Below are 14,322 nucleotides of genomic sequence, written 5' to 3'. Positions count from 1 at the left end.
GCGGGGCTCGGCCTGGTCAGACCGGTGGCGGGTCGAAGTCGCAGTCGAGGTGGCGCCGCTCGCCGGCCACCCGGGTGTCGGGGTGTTCGGGGCCCAGCGTCTCCAGGTAGGACCGCATGGTCTCGTCGAAGAGCGCTCTGCCCTCCTCCCGCTGTCCAGCGGCCTCCAGGTCGGCCGACAGGTTGGCCGCCGCTGCCAGGGCCGTGGGGTGGCGCGCGCCGACCAGGGCGCTGAGGCGCTGATGGGCCTCCGCGCCGATCTCGCAGGCGTTCTTGAGGTCGCCCAGCACGGCCAGGTCGCTGGCGTAGTTGACGGCGATGAGCAGGTAGTAGTGGTGGTCGCGGCCCAGCCTGCGCTCGATGCCGTCGAGCGCCTTCTTGTTCAGCTCACGCGCCGCCTGCGGGTCGCCGAGCACGCGGTGCAACAGGGCCACGTTGCTGGCGCAGCCATGGTTGTACGGATGGTCGGCGCCGTAGATCCGCGGGTAGCGGTTCATGGTGTCGAAGGCCAGCTCGTAGGCCTGCTCCACGTTGCCGTTGGCGCGGTTGCAGTTGGACAGGCAGGTGGCGGCGGCGAGCGTGCTGGGGTGGTCGACCCCGTACAGCCGCACGTAGCGCTCGTGCACGTCGATGGCCTGCAGCAGGGCGTCCTCGGTCTCTCCCGACCGCAGTAGGGCGATGGCCAGGTCTTTCTGGGCCAGCAGGATGCGCGGGTGGTTGGCGTCGAAGAACTCGCGGCCGAAGATCAGCGCGTCGTCGCAGACGTCGACCGCCTGACGGTAGTCGCCGCACAGCCGCACCACGCGGCCGAGGCCGGTGCGCAGGTTGAGCTCGGTGCCGCGGGTGACCGCGGTCTCCCCTCCCTGGGCCGTGCGCAGCGCCTCCAGGAGAAGCTCCTTGGCACGGACGTAGTCGGAGGTGAGGCCGTAGTCGAGGGCCAGACTGTTGATCGCCCTTACCGTGATGACGTCGTCGGGCCCCAGCACCTTCCTGTGCAGGCGCAGCGACTCCTCGTCGTGCTCCCTGGCGTCGATGAAGCGGCCTTGCGCGCGTAGGTCGGAGCCGATGCCGTTGAGCAGGATGAGGGTGTCGCGCTCCTCCTCGCCGAGCGCCGCGCGCATGGAGACCAGGGTGGACTGGTTGAGCTCGTAGGCCTCGGCGTAGCGGCCTTGCTCGCGATAGAGGTCCCCCTGCAGGCGCTTGGCCTGGAGCACGTGCCGGTTGTCCATGCCGGAGTCGTGCGTCCAGCGCTCGAGGAACGTCGCCACATGGCTGCCGGTCGCGGCGAAGTTCCCGGAGGAGCTGAGGTAGGTGAGCATCTTGATCGCGAAGTCGCGGACCTCGTCCCTTCGGCTCTCGGCCACCCTCGCCGGCCGGACGTGGGCCAGCAGCGCGTCGTAGCGCGGCCAGTTGGCCGGGTCGTCGGGAGCCTGCGGCACCGCGCCGACGAGAAGTGAGTGGACCTCCGCGCGGATCTCCTCCTGGACCTCCGGTTCGAGCTCCTCCCGCAGCAGGGCCTGGATCAGGCGGTGGACCTGGAGGGTGGCCGGTCGCCCTGGGCCGCGCTGGCCACCGGCCTGACCGCTCGCCTCGGCCTCGACCCGCACCAGGGCGTATTTGGCCAGCGTGCCGATGGCCCCGCTGAGCTTGATGGGATCGGCGAGCAGCTCGGCGATCACCGGGCGCACTGCCCCCTTGACCGGGACGAGCACCGAGCGCGGGATGGGCTCCGGCCCGAAGAAGGCACAGCAGCGCAGCAGCTCCATGGCCTCGGGCAGGTTCTCCTTGAGCTTGTTCACCGACAGCCCCCACGCGGCCGTCATGGAGACCGGGTACTCCGAGGGCTTGCCCTTGCTCAGCAGCTGACTGGTGTGCTCCTGAAGCAGCTTGAGATACTCCTCCGGCGCCATGCCCGTCTCGCTCTGCAGCGCGGCCGCCTGCTCCAGTGCCAGCGGCAGGTCGCCGAGCGCCTCGGCCAGCTCGACGGCGACGGACTCGCTGATCGCCCTGCGCAGGCGCTTCTGGAAGAACTCGACGCTCTCCCGCCGCGGGAAGACGTCCACCGGAACGGTGTCGACGACGCTCTCCCAGCGATGGTTGCGCGAGGTGATCAGGACGTGCCCCGGGCCGGGACGCACGATCTCCCTGATGTCGTCCGGCTCGTCGGCGTTGTCGAAGATCAGCAGCCAGCGGCGGGTCGGTTCGCCGCGGCGCAACGCCTGCAGGACGGCGTTGGCCGCCTCGTCGATGCCCGTCGCGGTCGGGCCCGGCAGGCCGAGCTGGGGCGCGAGCTGGGCCAGCGTCGAGCGCACCAAGCCGGGCTGGTCGGAGGGGATCCACCAGACGAGGTCGTACTCCTCGCGGAAGCGATAGGCGTATTCGATCGCGGCCTGCGTCTTGCCGACGCCGCCGTAGCCCTGAAGGGCGTTCGGCACGACCGCGGTGGGCTGTTGGAGAATGCTGTCACGCAGCCTGGACAGCAGCTCCTCCCGGCCGGTGAAGTTCTTGTTCCTGGGTGGAACCTTCCAGACATTGGGAAAGTCGCTCACTGCGCGCAGTGCGGCGGACGGCTCTGGAAACGTCACGTGCCCGCCCTTCTGTCCGTGTCTTCACGGGGTGCTGGTGCAGGAATAGAAAATCGTTTTCCGGAATAGGGCAAGATAAAACGACAGACTGTCATGGTAGCGGTCCGGCGGGTCCCGTACTACCCGGCCGATAACGGCGACCGTCAATGCCCTGTTCAGGACGGCACTAATTCCCCGACTATTGGCGGGCCCGCCGAATTCGGCCACTGTGGGATCAAGCCTGTTGAGCACTTCGCTCCGGACGGGCCGGTCATCCGGACGGGGAACGCTGCGGGCAGGCCAGAGCCGACGAGGGAGCGCCCATGGCACCGCAGGTCGTCACGCACCACAAGGATCTTCTTGATTTGTCCGCACTCTCACCTGCCCGTCTCGAACGGCTGGGGAACTCCGTGATCGCACTGGAGTTACTCGAGCTGCTCGAGTCGGGCCCGAGGGAAGACGAGGTGTTCGCCGCCTTCGACAACAGCACGCCGGTGCCGTACCGGCCGGGCAATCCGTAATCACGAACCGATTCGCCGAGGCCCGGCGGGAGATCATTCCCCGGGTTTCGGCGAACCCGAAAACGGGGCACCGTCCATGGCGATGCCATATCATGGGGAGCCATCGAGAATCGTGCAGCGGCGACAGCCGGACGTTGAGTTCGAAACCGGACGGAATTATTCAGGAGGCTCGCCGCCACACGCGTCTTGCGGCATTGACCGGGGCGGGCGCCTCCGCAGTCCGGTCCCGGGCCACAAAGGAATACGACGTCGTCCTCGGTGAGTGAGGTCTGGTCCCATGACTGCTTCCGGCCCCCGACGCGGTCCCTTCGTCGGAGCTCGTCCCTTCGACGAAGGCGACGGGGCCCTGTTCTTCGGACGGTCCGCTGAGGCCGCGGAGCTGGCCGGCATGTGGCAGGGCAACCGGCTGACGATCCTGCACGGCGCGGCCGGCGCCGGCAAGACCTCGCTGCTGCGGGCCGCCGTGATCCCCTCGCTGAGGAACGAGCGGGCGCGCGTGCTACCGGTGGGCCTGGCCCGCTCCACCCGCGTCTGGCCAGCCGCCGCGCTACCCGAGCACAACCCGTACGTGATCGCGCTGCTCTCGTCGTGGTCGGGCGGCGGCTCGCTGGCCAGCTTCGCGGGCCTGTCGTTGAGCGACTTCCTGCGCAGGCTCCAGCGCAACGACGGCGTCGCCGGGCCGACGCTGGCCGCCGTCGACCAGGTGGAGACGTTCCTGCGGCTGCCCGACCCGTACGAGCACCTCAGGGAGAGCTTCTTCGACGAGCTGCTGGGGTCCTTGTCCCAGCGCCCCGACCTGCGCCTGCTGTTGTCGGTCCGCACCGACCATCTCGACGAGCTGCGGCACGTGCTCAGGCGCTACGCGGTCCGAGAACCGCAGGAGCTGGCGCTGCCGCCGTTCACCCGGGCGCACGCCGTCGAGGCGATGCGGCTGTCGGCCGAGTCCACCGGCGACGGCGCCGCCGCGGACAAGGTCGAGGAGCTGGTCGACGAGATCCGCACGGTCCGCGACGACACCGGCCGGTCCTGGCCCGCCGCCGACGAGGTCGACCCGCTGCTTCTGCAGGCCGCCGGGGCCCGCCTGTGGGGCGATCCGCCGGACCGCGACCGGTTCCTGCTGACGGAGCTGGACACCGCGGCCGACCGGGCGGTACGCGAATTCTGCGCCGAGACGCTGGCCGAGATCGCCACCGACTATCTGTTACCTCCCGGCCGCCTCATGTCCTGGTTCCGGCGGGACATCCTGCACGAGTACGGCAGGCTGTCCGACCCGGTCGCGGACGTGGGCGCGGTCGTGCTCAACGCCCTGGAGGACCGCTACCTGGTCAGCTCGCCCAAATGCAACGGCCTGCCGATGCACGGCCCCCGCCACCCCCGGATGCTGGCCCCGCTCAGGCAGCTCGACGTCGCCATGTGGCCGCAGTCCCCCCCCGACCCGGCGGCCCGGTTACGCGCCGCCAAACGCGCCGGCGACGAGGGTGATCCCGAACGCGCCCGCCGGCTCGTCCACGAGGCCGCCCAGACCTGCCCGCCACAGGCATTGCGGCTGCGGGCCGAGATCGACACGCTCTCCGGCAACATCGACTACGACCAGGGGCTGCTCGAGGAGAGCATCGAGCACTACCGCGCCGCGGCCCGGCTTTTCGAGGCCGTCGGCGACAACGCTGCCGTCGGCTGGCTGATGACGGCGGTCGGCCGCGTCGTCCTGGCCCAGGGCAGGCCGGGGCTGGCCGTCGAGCAGCTGCGCGCCGCCGTCGGCCGGGTTCCGGACGATCTCATCGTGCAGACCGCACTCGGCCAGGCCCTGTGGGAGGCCGGGCAACCGGACGCCGCCCTCGCCGTGCTGAGCGACGTGCTCAACCGCGAGGCGGACACGCCCGAGGCCAGGCGCTCGCGCGGGGAGTTCCTGGCCGACCTCGGCGACGCCGAGTCGGCCCTGCGGGACATGCGGCAGCTGCGCGGCGGCCGGCCCGCGCCCTCGACCAAGGCGGCCCGCGCGCTGGCGATGGCCAGCCTGACCCGCCCCGAGGTGGCCCACGACCTCGGTGACGCCCTCGACGAGGCCGAGGAGGCGCTGAAGGAGGCCGAGGAGAGCGGTCCCGTGCTGCTGCGCGCCGCCCGCGTTCACAAGCTCACCGGCGACGTCACCAGGGCGACGGAGCTGGCCGACCGCGCCATGACGGCCCGGCGCCCGCCGCTCCCTGAGCACCAGCGGCGTACGGCTAGGAAGCTGCTCGCGGGCTCGTGATGCCCGACACCGCCCTGGTGGCCCTCATCACCGGTGGATCTGCCGTGCTGGCCGCGCTGTCGGGCGCCGGCTGGGCGACGGTGACCGAGCGGCTGAAGGCCAAGCAGGCCACCAGGGCCGCCGCCGAACAGCGCCAGGCCGACCGGGAGGACGCGAGTGCCGAGACTCTGCGCACGGCGTTCGCCGACGCGCAATCGGCGGTGCTGCGATTCGGACTGACCGTGAGCATCTCGCTCGACATGCGCACCGATCGAGATGCTCGCCTCGACGGCGAGGACCTGCCCGGGCAGTTCCGGCAGGCGCGGGTGGAGTACCTGGCGGCGGCGGTGGCGGTCGAGCGGTTGTGGCCGTTGTGCCCGGAGGGCGCGCGCGATCGCATCGGGCAGCTCAGCGCGGCCGTCACCAGGGCGTTCGGGCACGCCCGTTCGGTATCAAGTCCGGTTGTGGCCGGGGAGGAGGTTGAGGTGGCCCTGCAACGGGCGCTGCGCGCGCTGAGCGCAGAGGTCTTCCCGCCCGCGCCGCCCCCTTCCGACCTCGCCGTGCCGCCCGGCTGACGGCCGCGCGCCACCGGCGGCCCAGCCCGTGCCCGAGCGAGGTCACCATGAGCGTCAGGACGACGGCCAGAACGCCGATGGCCACCGCCACCAGCACGAGTGCGCCCCTGGTGCCCCACACGGCGATCAGGTAGCCGGCCGACAGCGCCCCCAGGGGGACGGCGCCGCCGGAGAGGAAACGCCCGGCGCCCGTGACCCTGCCCAGCAGTTCCTTCGGCACCTCGTCGGCCTGGTAGACCGCGAGCGCGACATTGATGTGCGCGCCGGTGAAGCCGATGCCGCCCCAGGCCAGCGGCAGCACGACGGCGACGAACACGACGCTGTCGTGGTCGACCAGCGCCACGAACGCGGTCAGCATCAGCCACGACCACACGCACGTCACAATCACGCCCCTGGTGCGCCCCTTGCTCTGCAGCCGCGACGCGGTGAACGAGCCCAGGACGCCGCCGAACCCGGTGGCCGCGATCAGGCAGCCGATGAGCAGGCTCGGCAGCCGCTGCTGGTGCGCGAGCAGGATGAGGACGAGGGCGAGCGTCTGGAAGAAGAAGTTGGCCAGCGCGCAGACGACCAGCACCGGCACCAGGAATCGCTCCCTGCGCAGATAGGCGAAGCCGTCGCCGAGGTCGGTCACCAGCGCTCTGATCCGCGGGCGCGGCGGGACGCCGTACGGGGTGAGCCGGTCCTTCGCCATGCGCAGCAGCGCGAACACCGACAGGAACGAGGTCAGCGCGTCGACGGCGAAGGCCAGCGCCCGGTGCAGGTCGAACAGCAGGCCGCCGAGCGGGCGGCCGAGCAGCGCCGCCGCGTGCACGCGCGCCTCGTTCTTCGCCATCGCGCCCGGCAGGTGCTCGCGCGGTACGAGCCGCGGCACCACCGTCGCCTCCGCGGTGCTGAAGAACACCAGGCAGACGCCCTGTGCTGCGGCGACCAGCGGCAGCACGGCGTGCTCCGGCATGGTCGCGAAGGCGCCTGCCGTCAGCAGCACGGCGAGCACGCCGCGGGCCAGCAGGCTGACGATCATGACCCGCCGCCGATCCATGTAGTCGACCAGCGCGCCCACCGGCAGGGCCAGCAGGATCCGGGGCAGCGTGCCGGCCGCCGTCACCCAGCCGGCGAACACCGGCGAACCGGTCAGCGACAGGGCGAGCAGGGGGACGGCGAGCATGGCGTTCGTCGAACCGAGCTGGTTGGCCGCCGAGGCACTCCACAGGAGGTTGAAGTCGCGGCGCCACGGGGCGCGTCTCCCGTCGGCCGGGCCCTCGCCCGCGGTGCTGTCGGTCACCTCTGTCGCTCCCAAGGCGCCGGACGCTGGGCAAGCCAGGTGCGGTGTCGTCCCAGAGCCGGGCTTCGCGTCACAGGCTGAAGACCGGCCTTCGGACGGTGATCGTACCCGTAACGGGGGCCTGTTACAGGCAAACGGTCACCCCGGCAGGCCAAAGTTCCTTGACCTCGACGGGTGGTGGGCCGGGTTGACAAGGAGGTGGGGTGGCTCCTCTGCAGACAGCGCGGCGATGTCGTGGTCACCGCCCGGCTGCCGATCGACGCTTCGGGCGCGGTGACGTTCGCGCTGGGCTTCGGACACACCACCGAAGCCACGTTGCGCACGGCGGGCGCGGCGGCGGCGCGGCCGTTCGAGTCCACCCGCGCCGCGTTCGAGGCAGGCTGGGCGGCCTAGGGCGCCGGGCTGCGCCGGCCGCCCGCCGCCCTCGCCGACGTCTACCGGTTGTCGGCGAACGTGCTGGAGGCGAGCGAGGACAAGACCTTCCCCGGCGCGGTCGTCGCCTCACGCGCCAGCCCATGGGAGGCGCGGCCGTCCGTGCGGGGCAGTCCGATGGGCGGGCCGGCCCCCCCGGTCAGGCGAAGCGTTCGATGGTCACGGGGATCAGGCCCTGGCCGCGGATCGCCTGCCGGTGGTGGTGGAGCAGGGCGCCGATGGCGGCCAGCGGGCCGGCGCTCAGGCGTACGGTGACGTCCAGGCACCAGGCGATGCCTGGGCCGATGCGCCGCAGCTCCCAGGTGAAGGTGTGGCCGGCGGCGGTCGCCGTGGCGGTGCCGGCGATCCTGGCCCGCGGGTTCTCCCGCGGCGGCTCCAGGCGCAGGACCGTGCTGACGTTCGCCAGGCCGCGCTCGCCGAGCTCGCCCGCGAACAGGATGCGGTAGCGCCGGGTCTGCGCCGAAGGGGAGCCGCCCAGGTCGAGAGGGGCCGCGGCGGGGAGCGCCTGGCGGTACTGGAAGAAGGCCCGCAGCTCGGCCTCCTCCGGCAGCGCGCCGCCGCCGAGCATCGAGTAGGTCTCGCGGGCGTCGCGCCGCGTCACGGGCAGCACCCGGTCGCGCAGCGCGGGGTCGGCGCGGATGGCCCGGCTGGATCCGGGCGACTCGCGCCACTCGCCGCACTCGGCGGTCCATTCCGCGCAGTCGATGCCCGCGGCGGTGTAGTCGTCGCAGAGCACGAACTCCTCGACCAGGATGCCCAGGGGAAGTGTTCCGCGGCCACGGTCGGCGGCGTAGATCAGGTAGTAGTCCAGGGGTGCGTCGGCGTCCATTGGCGACATGATCGTGGTGCGGGCCCCCGCGGGCAAGGCGACATTCTGATGTTCGCGCAGGTCCTGCCGCCAGATGGGGGTCTAGCCGGTCGCGGGCTTGCCCGTGGCGCTGCCGGCGAGCCATTCCGTCCACGACTTGGCCCACGGGGTCGGGCCGTTGCCGAACCGGAGCTTGCGCGAGGTGCCCTTGACCTCGATGACGTCGCCGCGCTGGGTGAAGTCGTAGAACCAGCGGGCGTCGGCGGGGCTGGCGTTGACGCAGCCGTGGCTGACGTTGGAGTTGCCCTGCGCGCCGGTCGACCAGGGCGCGGCGTGGAAGAAGGTGCCGCTGTAGGTCATCCGGACGTTCCACTTGGTCTTGATCCGGTACTCGCCCGGCTCCCCGATGGTGGCCGAGTCCATGACGGTCTCCGCGGCCTTCTCCTGGGCGATCATGACGCCGGAGTAGCTGTCGTCGCCGGGTTTGCCCAGGCTGACGGGGATCGTCCGGACGACCTTGCCGTCCGCGGTGACGACCGCCCGGTGGCGGTCGGCGTCCACCTTGGTGATGTGCCGGGGACCGACGGTGAAGGACAGGCTGCGGTCCCTGGTCCCCCACAGGTCCTCGCCCGCCCGCAGCCCGGCCAGGTGGGCGACGACCTTGACCTTCTCGCCCACCGGCCAGTAATCGCGCGGCCTGAACTGCACCTCGCGGTCGCTCACCCAGCTCCACGCGCCCTCGACCGGCTCGGACATCTCCACCACCAGCGAACGCTCGACCGCCGCGCGGGCCTGCCTGGAGGTGACCGGGTGGGACAGCAGGAGCTGCACCGGCATCCCGACGCCGACCTTCTCGCCGTCCAGCGGCGACATGCCGCTCTGCAGGGCCCGCCCGGGCTTGAGCGTGGTGAAGGACGACCGCCCGGTGACGGCCCTGCCGTCGGCGCCGGTGGCCTGCGCGCTCACCGTGTACGACGTCGCCGGGCGCAGCGGCCACCGGGGCCGCCAGGTGCCGTCGGCCGCCGTCGAGCCGGTCACCTGGCGTCCCTTGGCGTCGGCGACGGTCACCTTGGTGACCTTGCCGCCGGTGACCCGCACGCTGATCCCGGTGTCGGGGGCGACCTTCTTGCTGCCGTCCGCCGGGGTGATCGCGAGCCTGGCCGCCGGGCCCTCGGCCTGCCGCGGCCCGTCCGCCGGCCGGCCGCCGCCGGAGGCGCATCCGGCGAGCAGGAGCCCCGCGAGGGCGAGCGTCGTACTGGTCCGGCCGTTCCGCATCTCCGATGCCTCCCGTGCCTGACAAGGCGTCAACTTCTTCATTGAACGGTCTGTGCTGTCACGTGCGGACACCTCTGCCCAATGAGCAGGGGAGAAACCTTCATCCGCCGATGAGCACTCTTGCGAACCTTGCGGGCGGATCTGGTGTCCAACTCTGTGGAACGGTCCTTCTGGGCCGGTCTCAGGGGATGACGCACCGGGGGCGGTGCATGAGGGGGAACGTCATGAACGGCGGCATGAAGCGGTACCTGTCCGGTATCGGGATGACCGCGGCGACACTGGCCGTCACGACCGCGCTCGCGGGAGCCACCCCCGCCCGCCCCACGCCCTCCCCCACCCACCCTGCTCCGTCGGCCTCCCCCGAGCCGAAGCCCGACCACAAGCAGGACCACAAGCCGGACCACAAGCAGGACCACAAGCAGGACCCCAAGCCCGACCACAGGCAAGGCCACAAGCCGGACCGGACGGAGCCGTCGGCCGAGCCCACCGTGCCCGCCGAGCCGGACAAGCCCGACTGCCGCAAGGTCAAGTGCGTGGCGCTCACGTTCGACGACGGCCCGGGGCCCTACACCGGGACGCTGCTGGACCACCTGGCGAAGTACCGGGCCCACGCCACGTTCTTCGTCGTCGGCCGGAACGTCGGCGTCCACCCCGACGTGGTGCGGCGCACGGTCGAGGCGGGGCACGAGCTGGGCAACCACACCTGGTCCCACCCCGACCTGACCCGGCTGTCGCCGGCCGCGATCAGGTCCCAGCTCGCCCGCACCGACCAGGCCGTCAAGTCCGCCGCGGGCGTCGTCCCCGGCCTGGTACGCCCCCCGTACGGCGCGACGGACGGCGACGTGCGGCGGCAGGCGCACCGGCCGCTGGTCCTGTGGAGCGTGGACACCCTCGACTGGCGCTACCGCGACAGCGCCAGGGTGGCCCGGGTCTCGCTCAAGCGGGTCCGCCCCGGCAGCGTCATCCTGTTCCACGACATCCACCCGACCACGGTCAAGGCCGTGCCGCGGGTGCTGAAGGGCCTGTCCGCCCGCGGCTACCGGTTCGTCACGGTCAGCGAGCTGTTCGGCGGCCGGCCGCCGAAGGTCGTCCACAACGCCCGCCGGCTCTCCGGCGGCCCCAGGTAACCGGGCAGGCGCCCCCCGTCGGCGGAGTCACTCCTCGACGGTCTCCTCGTAGCCGATCGCGGCGTCGGCCGCGTCGCCGCCCGACTCGCGGGCCCGGTAGCTGTCGCCGCCGTAGAACCGGAAGGCGCCGTTGTCGGCCCGTCCGCCGACGGGCGGCACGCGGCCGTCGATGGCGATGTAGTACCAGCCGTAGCCGCCCTGCCGGTCCTCGCAGAAGTTGTTGACCACGCGCCGCCGGGACGGCTTGGCGACGCACACCTCGACCCACTCCGACGGCGTCTCGATGGCGGTCTCGGCGCCGGGGCCGCCCTGCGGCGACGCCTTGGTGAGCCCGTCCTCCCCGAGGTCCTCGTACGTGCCGCCGTCGGCCCGCTCGCCCACCGCGGGGACGGTGGCGTCGCCGGCGTAGAAGTACCAGGCGTAGCCCCGGCGCTCGTCCTCGCACGGGCGGTAGCCGGCCCTGGTCTGCGAGCCGGTGTCCACGCAGACGGCGATGCGGGCGGACTCGTCCTGCGCCGCGGCGTCGGACCCGCCGTCGGGCTCGTCGTCGATGACCTCTTCGATGTCCTCCGGCGACACCGGCCGGCCGGTGTCGGCGACGGTGCAGCCGGCGGTGAGGGCGGCGGTCAGGGCGGCGGTCAGGGCGGCGGCGAGCGCGAGGCAGACGAGTCGTAACAAGGATCCTCCACGGACTCGGGGTGACGACCGGCCAACGAGCGGACCGCCGGACCCGGTTCCCCGCCGGTGGCGGCCGGCCATTGACGGCCAATCGTTTGGGACCGTACATTTTCGGAGCACCCGTCCGCGACAGAAGGGCCGACGATGCCGGTCAACGGCGACCTGCCGACGCTCGACCAGACGTTCGCCACCAAACAACGGGTGACCCACGAGGCATGGCTGAGCCGGGCCGCGGCGGTCACGCCCCCGTCCGCGCACCACATCGACGGCGCAGACGAGCCCGGCGGCGCGTCCTTCACGGTGCGCTCGCCGCGCGACGGCCGGGTGCTGGCCGAGGTGGCCGACGGCGGCGAGGCGGAGGTCGGGCTCGCGGTGTCGGCGGCGCGGCGGGCGTTCGACTCCGGGCCGTGGCCGCGGATGGCGCCCGCCGAGCGCGGGCGGGCGCTGGTGCGGCTGGCGTCCCTGATCGAGGAGCGGCGCGAGCACCTGGCGCTGCTCGTCAGCCTGGAGATGGGCAAGCCGGTCACCGACGCGCACGACATCGAGCTGCGCGCCGCGATCACCACCTTCCGCTGGTACGGCGAGCTGGCCGGCAAGCTGGCCGACGAGGCCCCGCACGTGCCCGCCGACGCCCTCGCCCTGGTCACCCGCGAGCCCGCCGGGGTCGTCGGCGCGGTCGTGCCGTGGAACTTCCCGCTCACGCTGGCCTCGTGGAAGGTGGCCCCCGCCCTGGCCGCGGGGTGCACGGTGGTGCTGAAGCCGTCGGAGCTGTCGCCGCTGTCGGCCCTGGAGCTGGGGCGGCTGGCCACCGAGGCCGGGCTGCCGCCGGGCGTGCTCAACGTGGTCGCCGGCGACGGCCCCACCGCCGGGCGGGCGCTCGGCCTGCACCCCGGCGTGGACGTGCTGGCCTTCACCGGCTCCACCGCCGTCGGGCGGCACTTCCTGCGCTACTCGGCCGACTCCAACCTCAAGCGCGTGTGGCTGGAGCTGGGCGGCAAGTCGCCCAACATCATCCTTCCCGACGCCCCCGACCTGGAGGCCGCCGCCGCCACCGCCGCCTGGGGCGTCTTCTTCAACCAGGGCGAGATGTGCACCGCGCCGTCCCGCCTGCTGGTCCACCGGTCGGTGGCCGACCGGGTGACGGAGGCCGTGGTCGCCCGCGCCCGCGCGCTGCGCGTCGGCGACCCGCTCGACCCGGCCACGGAGATGGGCGCCCTGGTCGGCGAGGCCCACCTGGAACGGGTGCGCGGCCACGTCGAGGCCGGTCTGGCCGGGGGCGCGCGGCTGCGTACGGGCGGCGGCCGGATCCTGGCCGGCACCGGCGGCGCCTACCTCGAACCCACCGTCTTCGACCGGGTGGACCCCGGCTCCCGGCTGGCCAGGGAGGAGATCTTCGGCCCGGTGCTGTCCGTGCTGGCCTTCGACGACGTCGAGGAGGCCGTCCGCCTGGCCAACGACACCGAGTACGGTCTCGCGGCCGGCCTGTGGACCTCCGACCTGGGCACCGCCCACCGCGTCGCCCGCGCGCTGCGGGCGGGCACCGTCTGGGTCAACTGCTACGAGGAGGGCGACCTGACCGTGCCCTTCGGCGGCATGCGGCAGTCGGGCAACGGCCGCGACAAGTCGGCGCACGCGCTGGAGAAGTACACCGAGCTCAAGACCACCTGGATCCAGTTGTGAGACCGCTGATCGCGATCCCCGCCCGCTTCTCCGCCACCGCCTCGGCCCTCCGCCACGCCGCCGAGGTGAGCGCCCGCGCCCTGGTGGAGGCCGTGTGGCGGGCGGGCGGCGAGCCGGCCACGATCCACCCGGACGGCGCGGACGGCGTGGCGGCCCGGATGGCCAGGTTCGACGGCCTGCTCCTGCCCGGCGGCGGCGACGTGGCCCCCCACCGCTACGGCGCCCCCGACACCCACGAGGACGTCTACGACGTGGACGACGACCAGGACGCCTTCGACCTGGCCCTGGCCCGCCACGCCCTGGCCGCCGGGCTGCCCACGCTGGCGATCTGCCGGGGCCTCCAGGTCGTCAACGTGGCCCTCGGCGGCACGCTGGAGCAGGACATGGGCGGCCCCGACGGCGGCCACCGGCACGTCGTGCACCCGGTGTCGCTGCGCCCCGGCACCCTGCTGGAACGCGCGGCCGGGACGGCGAAGGTGGAGGCGTCCTGCTTCCACCACCAGCGCGTCGAGCGGCTCGGCGACGGCCTGTCCCCCGCCGCGCACGCCGCCGACGGCACGGTGGAGGCCCTTGAGCACGACGGCGCGCCCGGCTGGTTCACCGCCGTGCAGTGGCATCCCGAGGACACCGCCCACCGCGATCCGGCCCAGCAGGCCCTGTTCGACGCGCTCGTCCGCCAGGCGGGGCATCATGGCTGTCATGATCCGCGCCGCCGTCCCTGACGACCTGCCCGCACTGCACGGCCTCGCCGTCGCCTTCTACGCCGAGGACGGCTTCACCACCCCGGCGCAGACGCTGAAGGCCAACCTGGCCAGGCTGATCGCCGCGCCCGGCGTCCGGGTCGCGGTGAGCGAGAGCGAGGGCCGGCTGGTCGCGTTCGGCATCACCACGACCACGTTCGGGCTGGAGCAGGGGCTGTACGCCGAGCTGGAGGACCTGTTCGTCGCGCCGGAGGCGCGGCGGCGGGGCGAGGCGGAGCGGCTGATCGAGGACAGCCGCCGGTGGGCCGCCGATCGGGGCTGCACGGCCCTGGAGATCGTGATCGCCCCGAACGGCGCCGACGTGAGCCACCTGTTCGCCTACTACGGCAAGCGCGGCTTCCGCGACGAGGGCCGCCGCATCCTCAGCCACCGGCTGTGACCCTCACGGGCGGC

General features: G+C 72.7%; 12 protein-coding genes. 7 read left to right on the top strand and 5 right to left on the bottom strand.

Annotated features, from left to right (window positions below; genetic code table 11):
- Nucleotides 1–16: 16 nt before the first annotated feature.
- Complete coding sequence (gene fxsT, locus ACIBQ8_RS14925; RefSeq protein ID WP_397192171.1) at nt 17–2,548, bottom strand: FxSxx-COOH system tetratricopeptide repeat protein; 2,532 nt, start codon at nt 2,546–2,548, stop codon at nt 17–19.
- Between the two features lie 338 nt (nt 2,549–2,886).
- Between fxsT and ACIBQ8_RS14920 the strand changes: the two genes are divergently transcribed.
- Nucleotides 2,887–3,084, top strand: a complete 198-nt coding sequence (locus tag ACIBQ8_RS14920) for a hypothetical protein (protein ID WP_397192170.1) — start codon at nt 2,887–2,889, stop codon at nt 3,082–3,084.
- A 277-nt stretch (nt 3,085–3,361) separates the two neighbouring features.
- On the top strand, nt 3,362–5,332 hold the full coding sequence (locus ACIBQ8_RS14915) for a tetratricopeptide repeat protein (protein WP_397192169.1): 1,971 nt from the start codon (nt 3,362–3,364) through the stop codon (nt 5,330–5,332).
- Nucleotides 5,333–5,731: 399 nt separating this feature from the next.
- On the opposite strand, the gene ACIBQ8_RS14910 is transcribed toward ACIBQ8_RS14915, so the two are convergent.
- The gene (locus tag ACIBQ8_RS14910) at nt 5,732–7,168 is read right to left on the bottom strand and encodes an MFS transporter (protein WP_397192168.1); all 1,437 of its coding nucleotides are present in this window, start codon (nt 7,166–7,168) and stop codon (nt 5,732–5,734) included.
- A gap of 198 nt (nt 7,169–7,366) precedes the next feature.
- Here ACIBQ8_RS14910 and ACIBQ8_RS14905 point away from each other — a divergent pair, with 198 nt between their 5' ends.
- Entirely contained in the window at nt 7,367–7,561 is a 195-nt protein-coding gene (locus tag ACIBQ8_RS14905) for a hypothetical protein (protein ID WP_397192167.1), read from the top strand.
- Between the two features lie 178 nt (nt 7,562–7,739).
- Here ACIBQ8_RS14905 and ACIBQ8_RS14900 read toward each other — a convergent pair whose 3' ends face one another.
- Together ACIBQ8_RS14900 and ACIBQ8_RS14895 are read right to left on the bottom strand one after the other, a co-directional pair.
- Nucleotides 7,740–8,429: a hypothetical protein gene (locus ACIBQ8_RS14900; protein ID WP_397175857.1), complete on the bottom strand. Its 690-nt coding sequence runs from the start codon at nt 8,427–8,429 to the stop codon at nt 7,740–7,742.
- 81 nt (nt 8,430–8,510) lie between these two features.
- Nucleotides 8,511–9,683, bottom strand: a complete 1,173-nt coding sequence (locus ACIBQ8_RS14895; RefSeq protein ID WP_397192166.1) for an Ig-like domain-containing protein — start codon at nt 9,681–9,683, stop codon at nt 8,511–8,513.
- A gap of 224 nt (nt 9,684–9,907) precedes the next feature.
- Between ACIBQ8_RS14895 and ACIBQ8_RS14890 the strand changes: the two genes are divergently transcribed.
- Nucleotides 9,908–10,810 carry a polysaccharide deacetylase family protein gene (locus ACIBQ8_RS14890; protein WP_397192165.1) on the top strand — a complete coding sequence of 301 codons (903 nt, stop codon included), beginning with the start codon at nt 9,908–9,910 and terminating at the stop codon, nt 10,808–10,810.
- A gap of 27 nt (nt 10,811–10,837) precedes the next feature.
- Here ACIBQ8_RS14890 and ACIBQ8_RS14885 read toward each other — a convergent pair whose 3' ends face one another.
- Nucleotides 10,838–11,488, bottom strand: a complete 651-nt coding sequence (locus tag ACIBQ8_RS14885; RefSeq protein WP_397192164.1) for a hypothetical protein — start codon at nt 11,486–11,488, stop codon at nt 10,838–10,840.
- Nucleotides 11,489–11,632: 144 nt separating this feature from the next.
- Here ACIBQ8_RS14885 and ACIBQ8_RS14880 point away from each other — a divergent pair, with 144 nt between their 5' ends.
- The 3 genes from ACIBQ8_RS14880 to ACIBQ8_RS14870 are packed head-to-tail and all read left to right on the top strand — an operon-like array spanning nt 11,633 to nt 14,308.
- On the top strand, nt 11,633–13,168 hold the full coding sequence (locus ACIBQ8_RS14880; protein ID WP_397192163.1) for an aldehyde dehydrogenase: 1,536 nt from the start codon (nt 11,633–11,635) through the stop codon (nt 13,166–13,168).
- Nucleotides 13,165–13,890 (top strand): gamma-glutamyl-gamma-aminobutyrate hydrolase family protein, encoded by a 726-nt coding sequence (locus ACIBQ8_RS14875; protein ID WP_397175850.1) that lies wholly within the window; start codon nt 13,165–13,167, stop codon nt 13,888–13,890. The genes ACIBQ8_RS14880 and ACIBQ8_RS14875 overlap by 4 nt, the downstream gene beginning before the upstream one ends.
- Nucleotides 13,868–14,308 carry a GNAT family N-acetyltransferase gene (locus ACIBQ8_RS14870; protein ID WP_397192162.1) on the top strand — a complete coding sequence of 147 codons (441 nt, stop codon included), beginning with the start codon at nt 13,868–13,870 and terminating at the stop codon, nt 14,306–14,308. The genes ACIBQ8_RS14875 and ACIBQ8_RS14870 overlap by 23 nt, the downstream gene beginning before the upstream one ends.
- Nucleotides 14,309–14,322 lie beyond the last annotated feature (14 nt).

The sequence above is a fragment of the Nonomuraea sp. NPDC049646 genome, assembly GCF_044465525.1.
Lineage (GTDB): Bacteria > Actinomycetota > Actinomycetes > Streptosporangiales > Streptosporangiaceae > Nonomuraea.
Note: the sequence above shows the minus strand (reverse complement) of the source record. Positions and strands in the feature narration are given on the sequence as shown.

Coding starts and splice junctions, on each gene's coding strand:
- ACIBQ8_RS14920 (WP_397192170.1), top strand. CDS start 2,887: ATGGCACCGCAGGTCGTCACGCACCACAAGGATCTTCTTGATTTGTCC.
- ACIBQ8_RS14915 (WP_397192169.1), top strand. CDS start 3,362: ATGACTGCTTCCGGCCCCCGACGCGGTCCCTTCGTCGGAGCTCGTCCC.
- ACIBQ8_RS14900 (WP_397175857.1), bottom strand. CDS start 8,429: ATGGACGCCGACGCACCCCTGGACTACTACCTGATCTACGCCGCCGAC.
- ACIBQ8_RS14895 (WP_397192166.1), bottom strand. CDS start 9,683: ATGCGGAACGGCCGGACCAGTACGACGCTCGCCCTCGCGGGGCTCCTG.
- ACIBQ8_RS14890 (WP_397192165.1), top strand. CDS start 9,908: ATGAACGGCGGCATGAAGCGGTACCTGTCCGGTATCGGGATGACCGCG.
- ACIBQ8_RS14880 (WP_397192163.1), top strand. CDS start 11,633: ATGCCGGTCAACGGCGACCTGCCGACGCTCGACCAGACGTTCGCCACC.
- ACIBQ8_RS14870 (WP_397192162.1), top strand. CDS start 13,868: ATGATCCGCGCCGCCGTCCCTGACGACCTGCCCGCACTGCACGGCCTC.